Consider the following 16,638-nt stretch of genomic DNA (forward strand, 5'->3'; position numbering starts at 1 on the left):
GTCGATCATCGGTGCTGCGGGTCTGGCTAAAGCGTGAGCCGTGCATTATCCGGCATGCGCCGCCCCCGGTACAGGGCAAGACCACCCGAGTGTTCGTTCAGGCGCCGTTGCGCACGCGGCTGGCCTTGCGCCATAGCCAGCGGATCAGCAGGGCGAGCGGGAACAGGATAATGACGAACGGGATGCCATAGCCGAGCAGCCTGATAGCTTCGGTGGCGCCCTCGGTGGCATTGTCGAGCATGCCGCTGGCAGCGGCGCCGATGCGCGCCAGACGCCCGACGGGTTCGCCTTCGGTGCTGAAGCTCAGGGTCAACAGATTGGTGGTCAGGCGCCTTTGCTGCTGCGCCGACTGCTGGGCGTTGCCGGCCAGTTGCACTTCCACGTCGGCCAACTCGCGGGCCAGGGCGAGCATGTCGCTGACGCTCAGGTCACTGCGGGCCTGGTATTGCAGCAGGGTCTTGCGTTGCCGCTCCAGTCGCTGGCGTTGCTGTTCGGTATCGCTGACCGCCTGGGCGAGGTCTTCGGCGCGGGTGTGACGGCTCTGCAGCTCGCCGCCTTCAGCGGCAAAGCCGACCAGGGGCTCGACGCCCGCCGGTGCGATTCGCACGGTGATGCTGGCCGCCTGGTAGGCGCCCTGGCTCTGCTCGATGGCCAGCAGGTCGCACTGGCCGAAACGCTGGCTGTTGCACGCTTCACGCACGGCGGCCAGACGCGGTTCGACCTGCTCGGCCGGCAGGCGAATGCCGACGCTGTGTTCGTAGGCGAGAAAGGCGCCTTGCTGGGCGGTTTCACCGAGCAGCGCGGCGCCCGCTGGCGGTCGAGCGTCACCGGAAGGCGAGCAGCCGACCAGGCTCAGCAGCGCCAGGGCAGTGGCGAAAAACCAGGGTTTGTGGGTCTGCATCCTTGCTCCGGATCGGTTACTTGACGCGCTGGCCCGGCTTGGCGCCGCTGTCCGGGCTGAGCAGGTAGATTTCCTCGCCACCGGGGCCGGCGGCCAGAACCATGCCTTCGGACACGCCGAACTTCATCTTGCGCGCCGCCAGGTTGGCCACGTACAGGGTCAGGCGGCCTTCGAGCTTGCTCGGGTCCGGGTAGGCGCTCTTGATACCGGAAAACACGTTGCGCTTCTCGTCACCGATATCCAGGGTCAGGCGCAGCAGCTTGTCGGCACCCTCGACGAATTCGCATTTCTCGATCAGCGCGATGCGCAGGTCGACGGCTGCGAAGGCATCGAAGGCGATTTCCGCGGCCAGCGGATCCTTCTTCAGTTCGCCATTGCCGGTGGGCGCTTCGGCGGCCGCCAGGTCTTCCTTGGAGGCTTCGACCATGGCTTCCACCTTGGCCGGCTCGATGCGCGCCAGCAGCGGGCTGAACGGATTGAGCGGGTGATCGGCCAGCGGCGTGGCCAGGTCGGCCCAGCTCAGCGGTGGTACGTTGAGGAAGGCCTCGGCGTCGCGCGCCAGGTTCGGCAGCACCGGCTTGAGGAAGATCACCAGCTGGCGGAACAGATTGACGCCCAGGGCACAGATCGCCTGCACCTCGTCGGCCTTGCCGTCCTGCTTGGCCAGCGACCAGGGCGCCTTGTCGGCGATCCAGGCGTTGGCGCGGTCGGCCAGGGCCATGATTTCACGCATGGCGCGGGCGAAGTCGCGGCTTTCGTAAGCGTCGGCGATGCCTGGCGCGGCGCTCTGGAAGGCATTCCACAGCTCCGGCTCCGGATTGGCGGCAACCAGCACGCCGGCGTTGCCCTTGTGGATGAAGCCGGCGCAGCGGCTGGCGATATTGACCACCTTGCCGACCAGGTCGGAGTTGACCTTCTGGATGAAGTCCTCGAGGTTCAGGTCCAGGTCATCGACGCCGCGGCCCAGCTTGGCCGCGTAGTAGTAACGCAGGTATTCCGGGTTCAAGTGGTCCAGGTAGGTGCGCGCCTTGATGAAGGTGCCGCGCGACTTGGACATCTTCTGGCCGTTGACCGTCAGGTAGCCGTGCACGTTGATGGCGGTCGGCTTGCGGTAGCCGGCACCCTCGAGCATGGCCGGCCAGAACAGGGCGTGGAAGTTGACGATGTCCTTGCCGATGAAGTGGTACACCTCGGCGCTGGAGTCCTTGCTCCAGAAGGCGTCGAAATCCAGCTCCGGGCGGCGCGCGCACAGGTTCTTGAAGCTGGCCATGTAGCCGATCGGCGCATCCAGCCAGACGTAGAAGTACTTGCCTGGCTCGTCGGGAATCTCGAAACCGAAGTAGGGCGCATCACGGCTGATGTCCCACTCGTGCAGACCACCATCCAGCCATTCGGCCAGCTTGTTGGCCACCGATTCCTGCAGGGTGCCGCTGCGCGTCCACTGCTGGAGCATGTCCTGGAACTGCGGCAGCTTGAAGAAGAAGTGCTTGGAATCCTTGAGCACCGGCACCGCGCCGGAAATCGCCGAGCGTGGGTCCTTCAGTTCGGTGGGCTCGTAGGTGGCGCCGCATTTCTCGCAGTTGTCGCCGTACTGGTCCGGCGTCGCGCATTTCGGGCAGGTGCCCTTGATGAAACGGTCGGCCAGGAACATGCCCTTTTCCGGGTCGAAATACTGGGTCACCGAACGGGTGGCGATATGACCGTTGTCGCGCAGCGCCTTGTAGATCGACTCCGACAGCTCGCGGTTTTCCGGCGAGTGGGTGGAGTGGAAGTTGTCGAAGTCCACCAGGAAGTCGGCGAAGTCGCTGCTGTGCTCGGCCTTGACGCCGTCGATCAGCTGCTCGGGGGTGATGCCTTCCTTCTCCGCACGCAGCATGATCGCCGAGCCGTGGGCATCGTCGGCGCACACGTAGATGGCCTGGTTGCCGCGCAGCTTCTGGAAACGCACCCACATGTCGGTCTGGATGTACTCGAGCATATGGCCGAGGTGGATCGAACCGTTGGCATAGGGAAGGGCGCTGGTAACGAGAATCTGGCGGGCTTGGGACATTGTCAGGCAGTCATCGGTTGGCGGGTGGTCGGTCACTATAAAGTAAGCGGGCGCGTTCCGGCCAGCGGGCAAATTTGGCGGCTATCGGCTTGAATTTCGCGGCACCAGCGGGTTCCAACCATTACCTTCCGCTCCCAGCAAGGAGATGAACCATGCCTGCAGTTTTACGTCCGCTCGCCTGCGCCACCGCGCTGGCGCTCCTGGTAGGTTGTGCCTCGAACAACCCGTACGACAATGTCGGTGGTGGTGGCGCCGGCGGCGGCCATCGCACCGCGACCTACGGCGGCCTGGCGGCGCTGGCCGGTGCCGCGGCCGGTGCGGCGATCAACCATGACGACCGTGGCAAGGGCGCGGCCATCGGTGCGGTGCTGGCCGGCGCCGCGGGGGCCGGCTACGGCTATTACGCCGATCGTCAGGAGGCCGAGCTGCGCCGCAGCATGGAAGGCACCGGCGTGGAAGTGCAGCGCCAGGGCGATGACATCAAGCTGATCATGCCGGGCAACATCACCTTCGCCACCGACTCGGCCGAGATTGCGCCAAGTTTCTATGCGCCGCTGAACAACCTGGCCACCTCGTTCAAGCAGTTCCAGAACAACAGCATCGAAATCGTCGGCTACACCGACAGCACCGGTTCGCGTCAGCACAACATGGCACTGTCGCAGCGCCGTGCGCAGAGCGTGACCAGTTATCTCACTGCCCAGGGCATCGACGGCTCGCGCCTGTCCAGCCGCGGTGCCGGCCCGGACCAGCCGATCGCCGACAACGCCACCGCCGAGGGCCGTGCGCAGAACCGCCGCGTCGAAGTCAACCTCAAGCCGCTGCCGGGCCAACCCGTGCAGTGAGTCCCGCAGGCTGGCGGCCTGCCGGTCGCCAGCCTGCATCGGTCGTGCGGCTCGGGTAGGATAGGCGTCTTTTCTGCCATCTCCGGAGCCAAGCATGAGCGCTGACATCCGCGCTGCGGTCGAAGCCGTATTGCGCCAGTACACCGACCCCCATCTCGACCAGGATCCGCTCAGCGCCGGCTGCGTGCGTGCCATCGACGTGCAGGACGGGCAGGTCGGCGTGCAACTGGAACTGGGCTACGCCGCAGGGCAATTCAAGCAGGGCTGGGCGCAGATGCTGCAGTTGGCCATCGAGAACCTCGAAGGCGTGCGCAGTGCCACTGTCGAAGTGAGCTGCGTGATCGCCGCCCACAAGGCGCAGGCCCAGGTGCCGGCACTGGCCAACGTCAAGAACGTGATCGCCGTGGCCTCCGGCAAGGGTGGCGTAGGCAAGTCCACCACCGCTGCCAACCTGGCTCTGGCACTGGCCCGTGAGGGCGCGCGGGTGGGCATTCTCGATGCCGATATCTACGGCCCCAGCCAGGGCATCATGTTCGGTATCGCCGAAGGCACGCGGCCCCAGGTGCGCGAGCAGAAGTGGTTCGTGCCCCTGGAGGCCCATGGCGTACAGGTGATGTCGATGGCTTTCCTGACCGACGACAACACGCCGGTGGTCTGGCGCGGCCCGATGGTCTCCGGGGCGCTGATCCAGTTGGTCACCCAGACGGCGTGGAACGACCTCGACTACCTGATCATCGACATGCCGCCGGGCACCGGTGATATCCACCTGACCCTGGCCCAGAAGGTGCCGGTGGCCGGTGCGGTGATCGTCACCACACCCCAGGATCTGGCGCTGCTCGATGCCAGGAAGGGCGTGGAGATGTTCCGCAAGGTGAACATCCCGGTGCTTGGCGTGGTGGAGAACATGGCCGTGCACATCTGCTCCAGCTGCGGCCATGCCGAGCACCTGTTCGGCGAGGGCGGCGGCGAGAAGCTGGCGGCGCAATTCGGTGTCGATTTGCTGGCCTCGATGCCGTTGTCGATGGCCATCCGCCTGCAGGCCGATGGTGGCAAACCCACCGCCATTGCCGACCCGGAAAGCCAGATCGCCATGCTCTACCAGCAGATCGCCCGCCTGGTCGGTGCGCGCATCGCCACCAGCGCCGGCAGCGCCCAGGGCATGCCGAACATCGTCATCGCCGACGACTGATCGCCAGCGCGGGTGCGCCACGGCGCGCCTGCTGCACGAAGCGCAGATATAAAAAAACCCCGCCTAGGCGGGGTTCTTTTGCGGAAAGAGCAGGTTAGATAACCTGAACTTCCTCAGCTTGCATGCCTTTCTGACCACGGGTGGCCACGAAGGAAACCTGCTGGCCTTCTTTCAGGCTCTTGAAGCCATCGCTCTGGATAGCTTTGAAGTGTACGAACAGGTCGTCACCGGATTGCGGGGTGATGAAGCCGTAGCCTTTTTCATCGTTGAACCACTTAACGGTGCCAGTCTGACGATTGGACATGTGATGTCTCCTAAGAACTAAATAATTAACAGCCCTGGATAGAACCAGGCCGGGACTGAGTGCAACGAGTACTAGGAGTCGGACGATGTTTGGATCGAAATCTAGGCATCATGTAGCGATTCGCGGTGACACATGCAGCACAGTGGGATCACCATACCCGCTTTTTTCGCGAAGTGCGAATGGTCTGTCAGTCTTTCTGCGATTTACTTGCATCGGCGCCGGCGCAAGGGCAGCGCAGCGGCCTGTCGAGAGGCTTTGAACCCAGCCTTGCAGCCCGGTAAGATGCCTGCACTTTTTACCGCACAGACCTTCAGGACGGCCCCGCCATGAGCATCAAATCGGACAAGTGGATTCGCCGCATGGCCCAGGAACACGGCATGATCGAGCCCTACGTCGAGCGCCAGGTGCGCGGCGCGGACGACAGCCGGGTGATCTCCTACGGGGTGTCCAGCTACGGCTACGACGTGCGTTGCGCCGATGAATTCAAGGTGTTCACCAACATCCACTCGGCGGTGGTGGACCCCAAGAACTTCGACGCCAAGAGCTTCGTCGACATCAAGAGCGACGTGTGCATCATCCCGCCGAACTCCTTCGCCCTGGCGCGCACCGTGGAGTTCTTCCGCATTCCCCGTGACGTGCTGACCATCTGCCTGGGCAAGAGCACCTACGCGCGCTGCGGCATCATCGTCAACGTCACGCCGCTGGAGCCGGAGTGGGAAGGCCACGTGACCCTGGAGTTCTCCAATACCACCAACCTGCCGGCGAAGATCTATGCCAACGAAGGCGTGGCGCAGATGTTGTTCCTGCAGTCCGACGAGGCCTGTGAAGTGTCCTACAAGGATCGCGGCGGCAAGTACCAGGGCCAGACGGGTGTCACCCTGCCAAAGGCCTGATGGCCCTGCAGCAAAACAAACCGGGCATGGCCCGGTTTTTTATGCCCGGCTGCGCCCTGGCGCTTGTGCCGATACTGGGCGAAGCAGCGAATCGCAGGCAAAAAAATGGGCGCCTCATGCGCCCGGAGAAATCAATCGATGCACCATTTGTGAGTGACTCGGGCAAGTGAAGTTCCCCGAGATTTATAGGGCGAACTGTTCGATGGCGGCAGGTCTACATGAGTATCAGGGCACGCCGGCTTGGCGTGTCGTCACGTTGCTGCCTACGGGAGACTCGCCATGAGCCGATGGATCATCACCTATAGCCGAGATGAGGCTGCCGAAGTCCTCAAGGTGAAATCGAAAGACAAGCCAAGCCTGGAACAGGCGGTGACCTGGGTGCTCGAATGGGCGCAGGCGAATCTCGAACCCCTCGAGCCCAAGGAGCAGCCCCACGAGGAGCAGACGCCAGCGGTGCGCCTCGAAGAGCGCTACGGCATCACCATAACCGGCATCGCCAAGGACTGAACGCCTGTCGCCTCAGGCTCGGGCACGCTGCTGGTTGGCTGGCTCCGACGCTGCGCCGGTACGCCGCTGCAAGGGTTCGACCTTGCGCTGCTTTTCATGCAGGAAGCTCAGTACCGCGTGGCGATAGGCGTTGTAGCGTGGATCGTCCGCCAGGGCGATGCGGTCGCGTGGGCGCGGCAGGTCGATGCTGAGGATCTCGCCGATGGTCGCCGATGGGCCGTTGGTCATCATCACGATGCGGTCGGAGAGCAATACGGCTTCGTCGACGTCGTGGGTGATCATCATCACCGTGTTGTGCAGCTCGCTCTGAATGCGCATGACCTCATCCTGCAGGTGGGCACGGGTCAGGGCATCGAGTGCGCCGAACGGTTCGTCGAGCAGCAGCACCTTGGGCTCCATGGCCAGGGCGCGGGCGATGCCGACGCGCTGCTTCATGCCCCCGGAAATCTCGTTGGGGCGCTTGTGCAGGGCATGGCTCATGCTCACCAGGTCCAGGTGATGCAGCGTCCAGTCGCGGCGCTCGGCCTTGCTCTTCTTGTGTTTGAATACCTTGTCCACCGCCAGGGCGACGTTTTCCTGCACGGTCAGCCAGGGCAGCAGCGAGTGGTTCTGGAACACTAGGCTGCGATCCGGCCCGGGGCCACGTACCTCGCGTCCGTCGAGAATCACCGCACCGCTGGTCGAGTCGGTGAGGCCGGCGACGATGTTGAGCACCGTCGACTTGCCGCAGCCGGAATGGCCGATGATGGAAATGTACTCGCCGCGCTCGACGTTAAGGTTGATCTGGTTCAGGACGTGGGAACTGACGCCGTCACGCTCGAAGTACTTTTCCACATGCTCGATGCTCAGGTAGTGCTTGCTCATGGCTGTCTCCTCAGGCCGATGTGCCGCGGGTGATGCGATTGCCGACGAACAGCACCAGACGGTCGAGCACGAAGCCGACCACGCCGACGTAGATCAGGGCGAGAATGATGTCGCTGATGCGCGAGGCGTTCCACGCATCCCAGATGAAGAAGCCGATGCCCACGCCGCCGATCAGCATCTCGGCGGCGATGATCGCCAGCCATGACAGGCCCACGCCGATACGCAGCCCGGAGAAGATGTACGGTGCGGCGGCCGGCAGCATGATCTTCTGAAAGTATTCCACACCATTGAGGCGCAATACCTTGGCGACGTTGCGGTAGTCCTCTGGAATATTGCGGATGCCCACCGAGGTGTTGATGATGATCGGCCAGATGGCGGTGATGAAGATTACGAACAGTGCCGAGGGGTGGCTGTCCTTGAAGCCGGCCAGGGACAGCGGCAGCCAGGCCAGCGGCGGCACGGTACGCAGGATCTGGAACAGCGGGTCGAGGCCGCGCATCGCCCAGGTCGACTGGCCGACCAGCACGCCGAGGGCCACACCGACCACCACCGCCAGGGCATAGCCATAGGCCACGCGCTCGAGGCTGGCGAGCAGCTGCCAGGCCATGCCGACGTCGGTGCCGCCGTTGTCGTAGAACGGATTGACGATCAGCTCCCAGGTGTCTTCGATGACCTGGCTGGGCGGCGGCAGGGCGGCATTGGCGCCGCTGCACAGGAGTTGCCAGACGAGCATCAGCGCGGCGGTGATGACCAGTGGCGGCAGTACCGACTGCATCAGGGTGGTCGACAGGCGTTTCAGCCAGCTGGGGGCGATGACGCCAGCCGGCAGGGCAAGCGATTTGACGGGCGCATTCATGGCGTTTCTCCGGTTAGACCTTGAGAGTCAGGCTATCGAGATAGGCTTGCGGGTTTTGCGGGTCGAAGGTCTTGCCGTCGAAGAAGGTTTCGACGCCGCGGGATTTACCCAGGGGAATCTGTTCGGCGGGCACGCCGAGCTCGGCGGCCGCCTGGCGCCAGATGTCCTCGCGGTTGACCTGGTCGATCAGCGCCTGGCTGTCGAAATCCTTCGGCAGGTAGCCCCATCGCTTGTTTTCGGTGAGGAACCACAGGTCGTGGCTCTGGAAGGGATAGGAGGCGAACTCGCTCCAGAAGCGCATCAGGTGCGGGCTGTTTTCCACCACGCGGCCGTTGCCGTAATCGATGTTGCCCTGCAGACGGGCCAGCAGATCCTTGGCCGGGGCGCCGATCCAGCGACGCTTGGCGCAGATCTTCGCGACCTCTTCCTTGTTCGCTGCCGCTTCGCAGAATATCTGCGCCTCCATCACCGCCTTGAGCAGGGCGCGGGTGGCGTTGGGGTTGGCGTTCGCGTAGTCGGCGCGCAGCGCCAGGGCCTTTTCCGGGTGGTTGGCCCACAGCTCGCCGGTGGTCACCGCGCTGTAGCCGATGTTCTGGTTGATCAGCTGGGCGTTCCAGGGCTCGCCGACGCAGAAGGCATCCATGCTGCCGACCTTCATGTTGGCGACCATCTGCGGCGGCGGGATGACCACTGTCGGCAGGTCCTTGTTGGGCTCGATGCCGCCGGCGGCCATCCAGTAGCGCAGCCACAGGTCATGGGTGCCGCCGGGGAAGGTCATCGCCGCGGCGATCTTCTGGCCCTTGGCCTGCTTGGCCGCGACCGCCTGCTTGAAGGCGCTGGCGTCGGTACCGAGCTTGAGGTCCGCATATTCCTTGCTGATGGAGATGCCCTGGCCGTTTAGGTTCAGGCGCGCCAGCAGGACCATCGGCAGCGGCGTGTTGTTGGTGGTGATCTTGCCGGCGGCCATCAGGTAGGGCATCGGTGTGAGGATATGGGCACCGTCGATGCCGCCACTGCCAGCGCCGAGCACCAGGTTGTCGCGGGTGGTGCCCCAGGAGGATTGCTTGAGCACTTCCACCTCGGTCATGCCGTGCCTGGCGAACAACCCCAGCTCTTCGGCGACGAACAGTGGCGCCGCATCGGTGAGGGCGATAAAGCCGAGTTTGGCCTTGGTGGTTTCCAGGCCATCGGTGCCGGCAGCCCAGACCGCGCTGCTCAGGCCTGCCGGCAGCAGGCTCATCAAGGCACCGCCGCCGAGCAGCCCCACGGACTGCTTGAGGAAGGTGCGGCGTGGCAGGCCGGTTTTTTCTTCGGCGTTCTGCTGTTCGCGTGACGTGTCGTCCATCTCGTTCTCCCCAAAGGCACGCATAAAAAAACGGCGTCACGCTCAGGCAGCGCTGGGCTGCATCGAGTGTGGACGCCGTTGTCCAGAGTTCGGATTGTGGAGGGGCAGGGCCTGCCTCCTTGCCAGGAGACGTAGCAGGTTGCATGCCAGCCATTTCGGCGCCTGATTCGACTGCGAGGCCGTCGATGGTGGAGCACCCTCATCGAGTCGTTAACTGGTTGAGCGGGAAGGCTTTTCGGATCGCGCTCGATACGTCACGGCGATCCGCGCAGTGCGCGGGCCACCGTCGCTATCGCACAGCAGCGGGGCGCGATACGTCTTTGGTGCCCGGCGCAGGTGCATGGCAGGTTCGGGAATGGGCGCTGGTAGTCAGATGGATCTAGGGAAATAAGGCAAAAGCGGCCGTTACCCTATCCGTGAGAACGGGCGGGGATACCCGTGATTTTTCGCGGGCATGGCCCGCTCCCACAAGGGATCAGGCGTAGGGTGGATGACGCTTCACCCATCCACCGCTCTGCAATCGCAATGGTGGACAAAAAGAGCGTTGTCCACCCTATGGGAACGACCGGCCGCTCCCGCCACGTTTAAGCCATTGCGAATGGCATTCTTGGGGTGGGGGGGAGGCGACGCTCAGTCATAGAGCCGCAGCTCGCTCAGCCGCGTTTGCCCTTGTCGCCTCGCGGAGTTGGCTGCGCCTTGCGCGCGGCAAAGGTGAGCAGGCTCTGGGCCACATCGACCAGGCGCATGCTGCGTTCCATGGCCGATTGGCGCAGACGCGCGTAGGCGTCCTCTTCGCTCAGGCCGTAGTCGTTCATCAGCAGCTTCTTGGCCCGCTCGATCAGCTTGCGCTCGTTGAGGGTTTCGCGGGTTTCCTGCAGTTCGTCGCTGACCTGTTGCAGGCGCTGGTTCTGCTCGTGGAGAAGATCCAGCACCGAGCGGGCCAGGTGGCTGCCCACGGCACCCTGGGGTGGGGTGTCGAGGGTGCTGCTGTGCACGCTGAACAACAGCGCCTGGTCGCTGGCAGCATCCATCTGCGCCACACGGCCGAGCAGGGCGCGGTGGTTGTCCAGGTCGGCATGGGCTTCGGCGATGCTGCGCCGGCAGCGTTCGAGCAGGCACTGGGTCAGGTGGCTTTCCACCTGTTTCATGGCGTCGATGCGTCTGGTGTTGAGCTCGAACCATAGCTCGCACAAGCCCGGGTCCACCTGGGCCGCGGCGGAGGTGCGCCTGGCGACCCCGCGCAGGCTGATCACCTGGGCCACGGTGTCGGTGCCGAGAATACCCTGCCACAGGGCAATGGCCTCGGCATCGGCGAACTCGCCGAAGATGTCGAAGCAGCGCTCCTGGCCTTCCTGCAGATGCAGCAGGCGGGCCTGCAGTTCGTCATCGAAGTGCCCATGGGAAAAACCTTCCACGCCGACTGCACGTTCCTGGCCGGCGAGCTCCTTGCCTTGCATGAAGTTGAACAGCGCTACCAGCAGCCGGGTGAGGCCGGGGTCGGCGGCGGTATCGGCCGCTTCGAAGACTACCGCCAGCAGCCCGCCGATGAGGCGGGTAAAGGCCTGGGTCGCCTGGCGTGGCGACAATTGCCGTTCACGGATGCGCCGGCGTAGCCCAGGCAGTTCGTCGAAGCCATGCAGCACGTAGGCGATACGGTTGAACAGGCGCGCCCGGTCGGCGGCGTTGGCCTGGGCGGTGTCCATGGACAGAAAAAAAATATGCACCTCGCGCTCCACGACGGCGCAGTCTGCGCTGTGGGCATCAAGTTGGTGCAGATAGTGGTCCGTCTGGTTGCCCAGATAGACGTTCGAGTAGCCCCGTTCCTTCTGCAGCTGGTGTACCAGCTGGCTGATCCGGGTAACCAGCTCGCAGGTGACGGACAGGCTTTCCAGGCCCTGCAGCTCGCAACGGCGGGCGGCGAGCATGAAACGCAGGGTGGCGGGCATCTTGTGATCGGGCATGGCAGGGTCTTGTCGGTCGCAGTGTTGAACCAGAACGGTGCAAATAGCAGTCCAGTTCTGCTGGGCCACCTGGTTCAGGCGCTGTGCAGGTGCAATTGCTCGGCGGCCAGCATGGCGGCGCCGACCACCTCGCCGATCACCAGGATGGCCGGGCTTTTCAACTGAAAGGCCTGGGCGTCGTCGGCCATCGCCTGCAACGTACTGCGGCATTCACGCTGCTCGGGCAGCGAGGCGTTCTCGATCATCGCCACCGCGGTGTCGGCGGCCATGCCGGCATCCAGCAGATGCTGGCGGGTGTCGGCCAGGGTGGCGATGCCCATGTACACCACCAGCGTCGTGCCGGCGTGGGCCAGGGCCTGCCAGTTGGGCGAGGTGCCGTCCTGGGTATGGGCGGTGACCAGCGTCACGCCGCGGGCGATGCCGCGCAGGGTCAGGGAGATACCGCAGCGTGTCGCTGCAGCCAGGCCGGCGGTGATGCCGTTGACGATCTCGCAACGCACCCCGCGTGCGGCCAGCCAGTCGGCTTCTTCGCCGCCCCGGCCGAAGATGCACGGGTCGCCGCCCTTGAGGCGCGCCACCACCTTGCCCTGGCGGGCGTAGCGCAACATCAGGCGGTGGATGAACGCCTGGGGCGTGGAGCGACAGCCGCCGCGCTTGCCAACGCGAATCACCCGGGCGCCGGGGCAGTGTTCCAGCACCTGGGGGTTGACCAGATCGTCGATCAACACCACGTCGGCCAGGCCGAGGGCGCGCACCGCCTTGAGAGTGAGCAATTCCGGGTCACCAGGACCGGCGCCGATCAGCCATACGCTTGGGTTCATCATGGGATTCCTTCTGTCTAGGTTCAACCCAGTCTTCGCTAGGCTTCGATCGTCTGTAGCGCCAGCAGGCGCTTGATTTCCGGTACGCAGGAGCCGCACCCGGTGCCGCAGCCGAGATTCTGTTTCAGTGCGGCGAGGTCACAGCCGCGTTCGATGCTCTCGCGCACGGCGGTTTCACTGACGTCCATGCAGGTGCATAGGGTTTTGCCAGCGCGTGAGCGGGTTTCGCCGGGGGGGCTTTCCACGGGAGCGAGTAACCAACGCCGCAGGGCGCGGCCGGTGTCGTCGTCCAGCGAGATCTGGTTCTGCCAGAGTTCACGCAGCCAGTTCCGTGCTCTGCTTTCGCCACTCAGGGCGAAGCCGCTCAGGCGGCTGTCCTCGATACGCACGCGTTTGTTGATGGGCATGCAGCCCGGTTCATCGCGCGGGTCGTCGTAGCGCATCACCGGGCCATCGTTCAGGCCCAGGTGCTGGTGCAGCTGGTCGAGCAAGGCGGCAGCCGGGGCGTGATGATGGGCGGCACGCATCACCAGTGCCGAGGTTTCACGGCCGACCAGGGCGAAGCTGGCATGGGCGAAGCCGTCGCACAGCGGGCGCAAGGCCTGCAGGCGCTGCTGCACGTCGCCTTCGACCAGCGCCTGGAAGGTCCAGGGCAGGTCGATGGCCTGCACCTCGATGCCGGCGTGCTTGAGCTCAGGCTGCTTCGACAGCGGATCGAATGCCGGTAAGGTCAGGGCGTTGACGCCCAGACCCTTGAGAAAGCGGTCGCCCCAGTGCATGGGCAGGAACGCCTGGCCCGGTTGCAGGCTGGCGTCGGCCTGCACACGCAGCACCAGCGCGCCGCGGCGGCTGCGCACCTCGACCAGCCTGCCGTCCTCCAGCTGCCGCTGCGCCAGGTCCTGGGGATGTAGGCCGAGCAGCGGTTCCTCGACATGGGCGAACAGCCGCGCCGCGGTGCCGGTGCGGCTCATGCCGTGCCACTGATCACGCAGGCGGCCGGTGTTCAGCGTCAGTGGATAGCGCTCGTCGCGCTTCTCCTTGGGTGACTGATAGGCCTCGGCGATAAAGCGTGCGCGACCGTTGACGCTCGGAAACTGGCCATCGCCGTAAAGGCGCGGCGTACCCTGCTCGGCGCCTTGGGGAAATGGCCATTGCTGGGGGCCACGGGCTTCCAGCAGGCCGTAGCCGAGCCCGCTCAGGTCCAGGTCACGCCGACGGGTCAGTACCTTGTATTCCTCGAACAGTTGCTCGGGGTTGCTGAAGGCGAAAAGGCCGGCCGGCGTGCCCGGCAGCCTGGCTTCCAGGCGGCGGGCGAAGTCGCAGGTGATCGACCAGTCCGCCCGCGCCTCGCCTGGTGCCGGCACCGCACGGCGCACCCGGCTGACGCGGCGCTCGGAGTTGGTCACCGTGCCTTCCTTCTCGCCCCAGCTGGCGGCGGGCAGCAGCAGGTCGGCGAAGCGGCAGGTCTCGGTGGTGGAAAATGCTTCCTGCACCACCACGAAGGGGCAATCGCTGAGAGCCTGATGAATCCGCTGCTGGTCGGGCATCGACTGGGCCGGGTTGGTGCAGACGATCCACAGCGCCTTGATCCTGCCGCTGCCGACGGCCTCGAACAGCTCGATGGCGCTGAGCCCTGGCTTCTCCGGCAGCCGATCGATGCCCCAGTAGGCGGCCACCTCGGCGCGGTGTTCGGGGTTGGCGACTTCGCGGTGGCCAGGCAGCAGGTTGGACAGGCTGCCGGTTTCCCGGCCGCCCATGGCATTGGGCTGGCCGGTAAGGGAAAACGGCCCGCTGCCTGGCTGGCCGATCTGCCCGGTGGCCAGGTGCAGGTTGATGATCGCGGCGTTCTTGGCGGTGCCGGCGGTGGACTGGTTGACGCCCATGCACCACAGCGACAGAAAGCGTGGCGAGCGGCCGATCCACTCCGCGCAGCGGCGCAGATCCGCCTCGCTGATCGCGCACAGCCCGGCAACCCGTGCCGGCGTGTAGTCGGCAGCCAGGCTTTGCAGGGCGTCGAAACCTTCCGTGTGAGCTTCGATAAAGGCGTGGTCGATCCGCCCCTGTTCCAGCAGCAGGTGCAGCACGCCGTGCAGCAGCGCCACGTCGCTGCCAGGGGCGATGGCCAGGTGCAGATCGGCCAGCTCGCAGGTGTCGGTGCGCCGTGGGTCGACGACGATCACCTTCATCTGCGGGTTGCCAGCCTTGGCCGCTTCCAGGCGACGAAACAGGATCGGGTGGGCGTAGGCCATGTTGCTGCCGATGATCAGCAGCGTGTCGGCCTGCTCGATGTCCTCGTAGGAGCAGGGCGGGGCGTCGGCGCCCAGGCTGCGCTTGTAGCCGACCACGGCCGAGGACATGCACAGGCGTGAATTGCTGTCGATATTGTTGGTGCCGACCAGGGCACGGGCCAGCTTGTTGAAAGCGTAGTAATCCTCGGTCAGCAGCTGCCCGGAGATATAGAACGCCACGCTGTCCGGGCCGTGTTCGCGGATGGTCTCGGCGAATACCTCGGCGGCGTGATCCATGGCGCTGTCCCAATCGGTGCGGGTGCGGCCCAGTCCTTTGCCGAGGCGCAGTTCGGGATACAGGGCGCGGGCGGCGAGGTCGCCGGTCAGGTGCAGCGAGGCGCCCTTGCTGCACAGCTTGCCGAAATTGGCCGGGTGCGCCGGATCGCCGCTGACGCCGAGGATGCGCTCGTCATCGTGCTCGATCAGCACGCCGCAGCCGACGCCGCAGTAGCAGCAGGTCGAGGCGGTGGTTTGCCTGGCGCGGCTGCTCATCAGGCCGCCCCTTGCAGGAGCAGCGGTTCGGCTGGCACGGCCGGTGTCAGGCTGGCCACGGCCGCTTCGCCGAACATCAGCAGGTCGCGGATCGCGGCCAGGTTGCCGCCCTCGCGGATCAGCTGCAGGTACCAGGCGCTGTCAGCGGTGTCGCCGTACAGGCAGGCGCCGACCAGCACGTCGTTCTTGAGCACCAGCTTGCGGTAGCTGCCGGTGGTTGGGTCGTCCAGGGTGATGCTCTGGGTGCCGGGGTGGCCTGCGAAATCACCGGCGGAAAACAGCTCGATGCCGGTGACTTTCAGTTTGGTCGAGGTCAGCGAGCCGAGGTAGCGGCGATAGCCCTGCATGGCCAGGTGGCTGGCGCATACCCGCGCCTGCTCGAACAGCGGCGCCACCAGGCCATAGGCGACGCCGCGGTGGCTGACGCATTCGCCCACCGCGTACACGCGCGGGTCGAAGCTCTGCAGCGTATCGTCGACCAGGATGCCGCGGGCGCAGGGCAGGCCGGCGTCCTGGGCCAGTTCGATATTGGGGCGGATGCCGGCGGCCATCACCACCAGATCGGCGGGCAGGCTCTCGCCATCGCTGAAGCGCACGGCGCTGACCCGGCCATCAGCGCCCCCGATCAGCTCGCTGGTCTGTTTGCCGAGGGCGAAGTGCAGGCCGCGGCGCTCCAGAGCGGCTTGCAGCAGGCGCCCGGCGCGCTCGTCGAGCTGGCGCTCGAGCAGGGTGGCGCCGTTGTGCACCACGCTGACGTCCATGCCGCGCAGCTTGAGGCCGTGGGCGGCTTCCAGGCCCAGCAGGCCGCCGCCGATGACCACGGCGCGGCGGTGCCGGGTGGCGCTGTCGAGCATAAGGCGAGTGTCGGCGATATCGCGGTAGCCGATCACGCCATCCAGCGCGTTGCCGGGGATCGGCAACATGAACGGCCGGGAGCCGGTGGCGATCAGCAGGCGGTCGTACTCGGCACTGCTGCCATCATCGGCGATCACCCGGCGGCGGATGCGGTCGATCTCCAGCACCTTGCGGCCCAGGCGCAGTTCGATGCCGTGGCTGGCGTACCAGGCGAGGTCGTTGAGCACGATGTCGTCGAAGGTCTGCTCGCCGGCCAGTACCGGCGAGAGCAGGATGCGGTTGTAGTTGGGGTGCGGCTCGGCGCCGAACACGGTGATGTCGTAGAGGTCCGGGGCGATCTTCAGGAGCTCTTCGAGCGTGCGCACGCCGGCCATGCCGTTACCGATCATCACCAGCTTCAGTCGCTTCATCCTTCACCTCCATGGAGCCCACCCGGGCGACCTCCAGGCCAAAAAAAAGCGTCCTGCACT

Annotated in this window: 15 protein-coding genes; 5 read left to right on the forward strand and 10 right to left on the reverse strand. The window is 65.3% G+C overall.

Annotated features, from left to right (window positions below; genetic code table 11):
* Positions 1-97 precede the first annotated feature (97 nt).
* Both SA190iCDA_RS08230 and metG read right to left on the reverse strand, forming a co-directional pair.
* On the reverse strand, positions 98-901 hold the full coding sequence (locus SA190iCDA_RS08230; RefSeq protein WP_070887941.1) for a DUF4349 domain-containing protein: 804 nt from the start codon (positions 899-901) through the stop codon (positions 98-100).
* A gap of 16 nt (positions 902-917) precedes the next feature.
* Positions 918-2,951, reverse strand: a complete 2,034-nt coding sequence (metG, locus tag SA190iCDA_RS08235) for a methionine--tRNA ligase (protein ID WP_070887940.1) — start codon at positions 2,949-2,951, stop codon at positions 918-920.
* 152 nt (positions 2,952-3,103) lie between these two features.
* On the opposite strand from metG, the gene SA190iCDA_RS08240 reads away from it, so the two are divergent.
* On the forward strand, positions 3,104-3,793 hold the full coding sequence (locus SA190iCDA_RS08240; RefSeq protein ID WP_070887939.1) for an OmpA family protein: 690 nt from the start codon (positions 3,104-3,106) through the stop codon (positions 3,791-3,793).
* 94 nt (positions 3,794-3,887) lie between these two features.
* Positions 3,888-4,982, forward strand: a complete 1,095-nt coding sequence (gene apbC, locus SA190iCDA_RS08245) for an iron-sulfur cluster carrier protein ApbC (RefSeq protein WP_070887938.1) — start codon at positions 3,888-3,890, stop codon at positions 4,980-4,982.
* Positions 4,983-5,076: 94 nt separating this feature from the next.
* Here the strand turns inward: apbC and SA190iCDA_RS08250 are convergent, their stop codons facing one another.
* Entirely contained in the window at positions 5,077-5,286 is a 210-nt protein-coding gene (locus SA190iCDA_RS08250) for a cold-shock protein (RefSeq protein WP_003245585.1), read from the reverse strand.
* Between the two features lie 326 nt (positions 5,287-5,612).
* On the opposite strand from SA190iCDA_RS08250, the gene dcd reads away from it, so the two are divergent.
* The 3 genes from dcd to SA190iCDA_RS08265 all read left to right on the forward strand — a co-directional run bounded on the left by dcd (position 5,613) and on the right by SA190iCDA_RS08265 (position 6,686).
* Complete coding sequence (gene dcd, locus SA190iCDA_RS08255) at positions 5,613-6,179, forward strand: dCTP deaminase (RefSeq protein WP_070887937.1); 567 nt, start codon at positions 5,613-5,615, stop codon at positions 6,177-6,179.
* Positions 6,179-6,349 carry a hypothetical protein gene (locus tag SA190iCDA_RS08260; RefSeq protein ID WP_170833998.1) on the forward strand — a complete coding sequence of 57 codons (171 nt, stop codon included), beginning with the start codon at positions 6,179-6,181 and terminating at the stop codon, positions 6,347-6,349. The genes dcd and SA190iCDA_RS08260 overlap by 1 nt, the downstream gene beginning before the upstream one ends.
* A 109-nt stretch (positions 6,350-6,458) precedes the next feature.
* Entirely contained in the window at positions 6,459-6,686 is a 228-nt protein-coding gene (locus tag SA190iCDA_RS08265; protein WP_070887936.1) for a hypothetical protein, read from the forward strand.
* Between the two features lie 12 nt (positions 6,687-6,698).
* Here SA190iCDA_RS08265 and SA190iCDA_RS08270 read toward each other — a convergent pair whose 3' ends face one another.
* The 7 genes from SA190iCDA_RS08270 to SA190iCDA_RS08300 form a co-directional block, all read right to left on the reverse strand.
* Positions 6,699-7,550, reverse strand: a complete 852-nt coding sequence (locus SA190iCDA_RS08270; protein WP_070887935.1) for an ABC transporter ATP-binding protein — start codon at positions 7,548-7,550, stop codon at positions 6,699-6,701.
* 10 nt (positions 7,551-7,560) lie between these two features.
* A complete protein-coding gene (gene ntrB / locus SA190iCDA_RS08275) occupies positions 7,561-8,406 on the reverse strand; it encodes a nitrate ABC transporter permease (protein ID WP_070887934.1) in 846 nt (281 codons plus the stop codon).
* A gap of 13 nt (positions 8,407-8,419) precedes the next feature.
* Entirely contained in the window at positions 8,420-9,751 is a 1,332-nt protein-coding gene (locus SA190iCDA_RS08280; RefSeq protein ID WP_070887933.1) for a CmpA/NrtA family ABC transporter substrate-binding protein, read from the reverse strand.
* A 653-nt stretch (positions 9,752-10,404) separates the two neighbouring features.
* Positions 10,405-11,712 carry a nitrate regulatory protein gene (locus SA190iCDA_RS08285; protein WP_070887932.1) on the reverse strand — a complete coding sequence of 436 codons (1,308 nt, stop codon included), beginning with the start codon at positions 11,710-11,712 and terminating at the stop codon, positions 10,405-10,407.
* 74 nt (positions 11,713-11,786) lie between these two features.
* Entirely contained in the window at positions 11,787-12,533 is a 747-nt protein-coding gene (gene cobA, locus SA190iCDA_RS08290) for a uroporphyrinogen-III C-methyltransferase (RefSeq protein ID WP_070887931.1), read from the reverse strand.
* Positions 12,534-12,571: 38 nt separating this feature from the next.
* Positions 12,572-15,313 (reverse strand): nitrate reductase, encoded by a 2,742-nt coding sequence (locus SA190iCDA_RS08295; RefSeq protein ID WP_070887930.1) that lies wholly within the window; start codon positions 15,311-15,313, stop codon positions 12,572-12,574.
* The gene (locus tag SA190iCDA_RS08300) at positions 15,313-16,578 is read right to left on the reverse strand and encodes an NAD(P)/FAD-dependent oxidoreductase (protein WP_083329905.1); all 1,266 of its coding nucleotides are present in this window, start codon (positions 16,576-16,578) and stop codon (positions 15,313-15,315) included. The genes SA190iCDA_RS08295 and SA190iCDA_RS08300 overlap by 1 nt, the downstream gene beginning before the upstream one ends.
* Positions 16,579-16,638 lie beyond the last annotated feature (60 nt).

It is taken from the genome of Pseudomonas argentinensis (genome assembly GCF_001839655.2).
In the GTDB taxonomy this organism is placed as follows: Bacteria; Pseudomonadota; Gammaproteobacteria; order Pseudomonadales; family Pseudomonadaceae; genus Aquipseudomonas; species Aquipseudomonas argentinensis_B.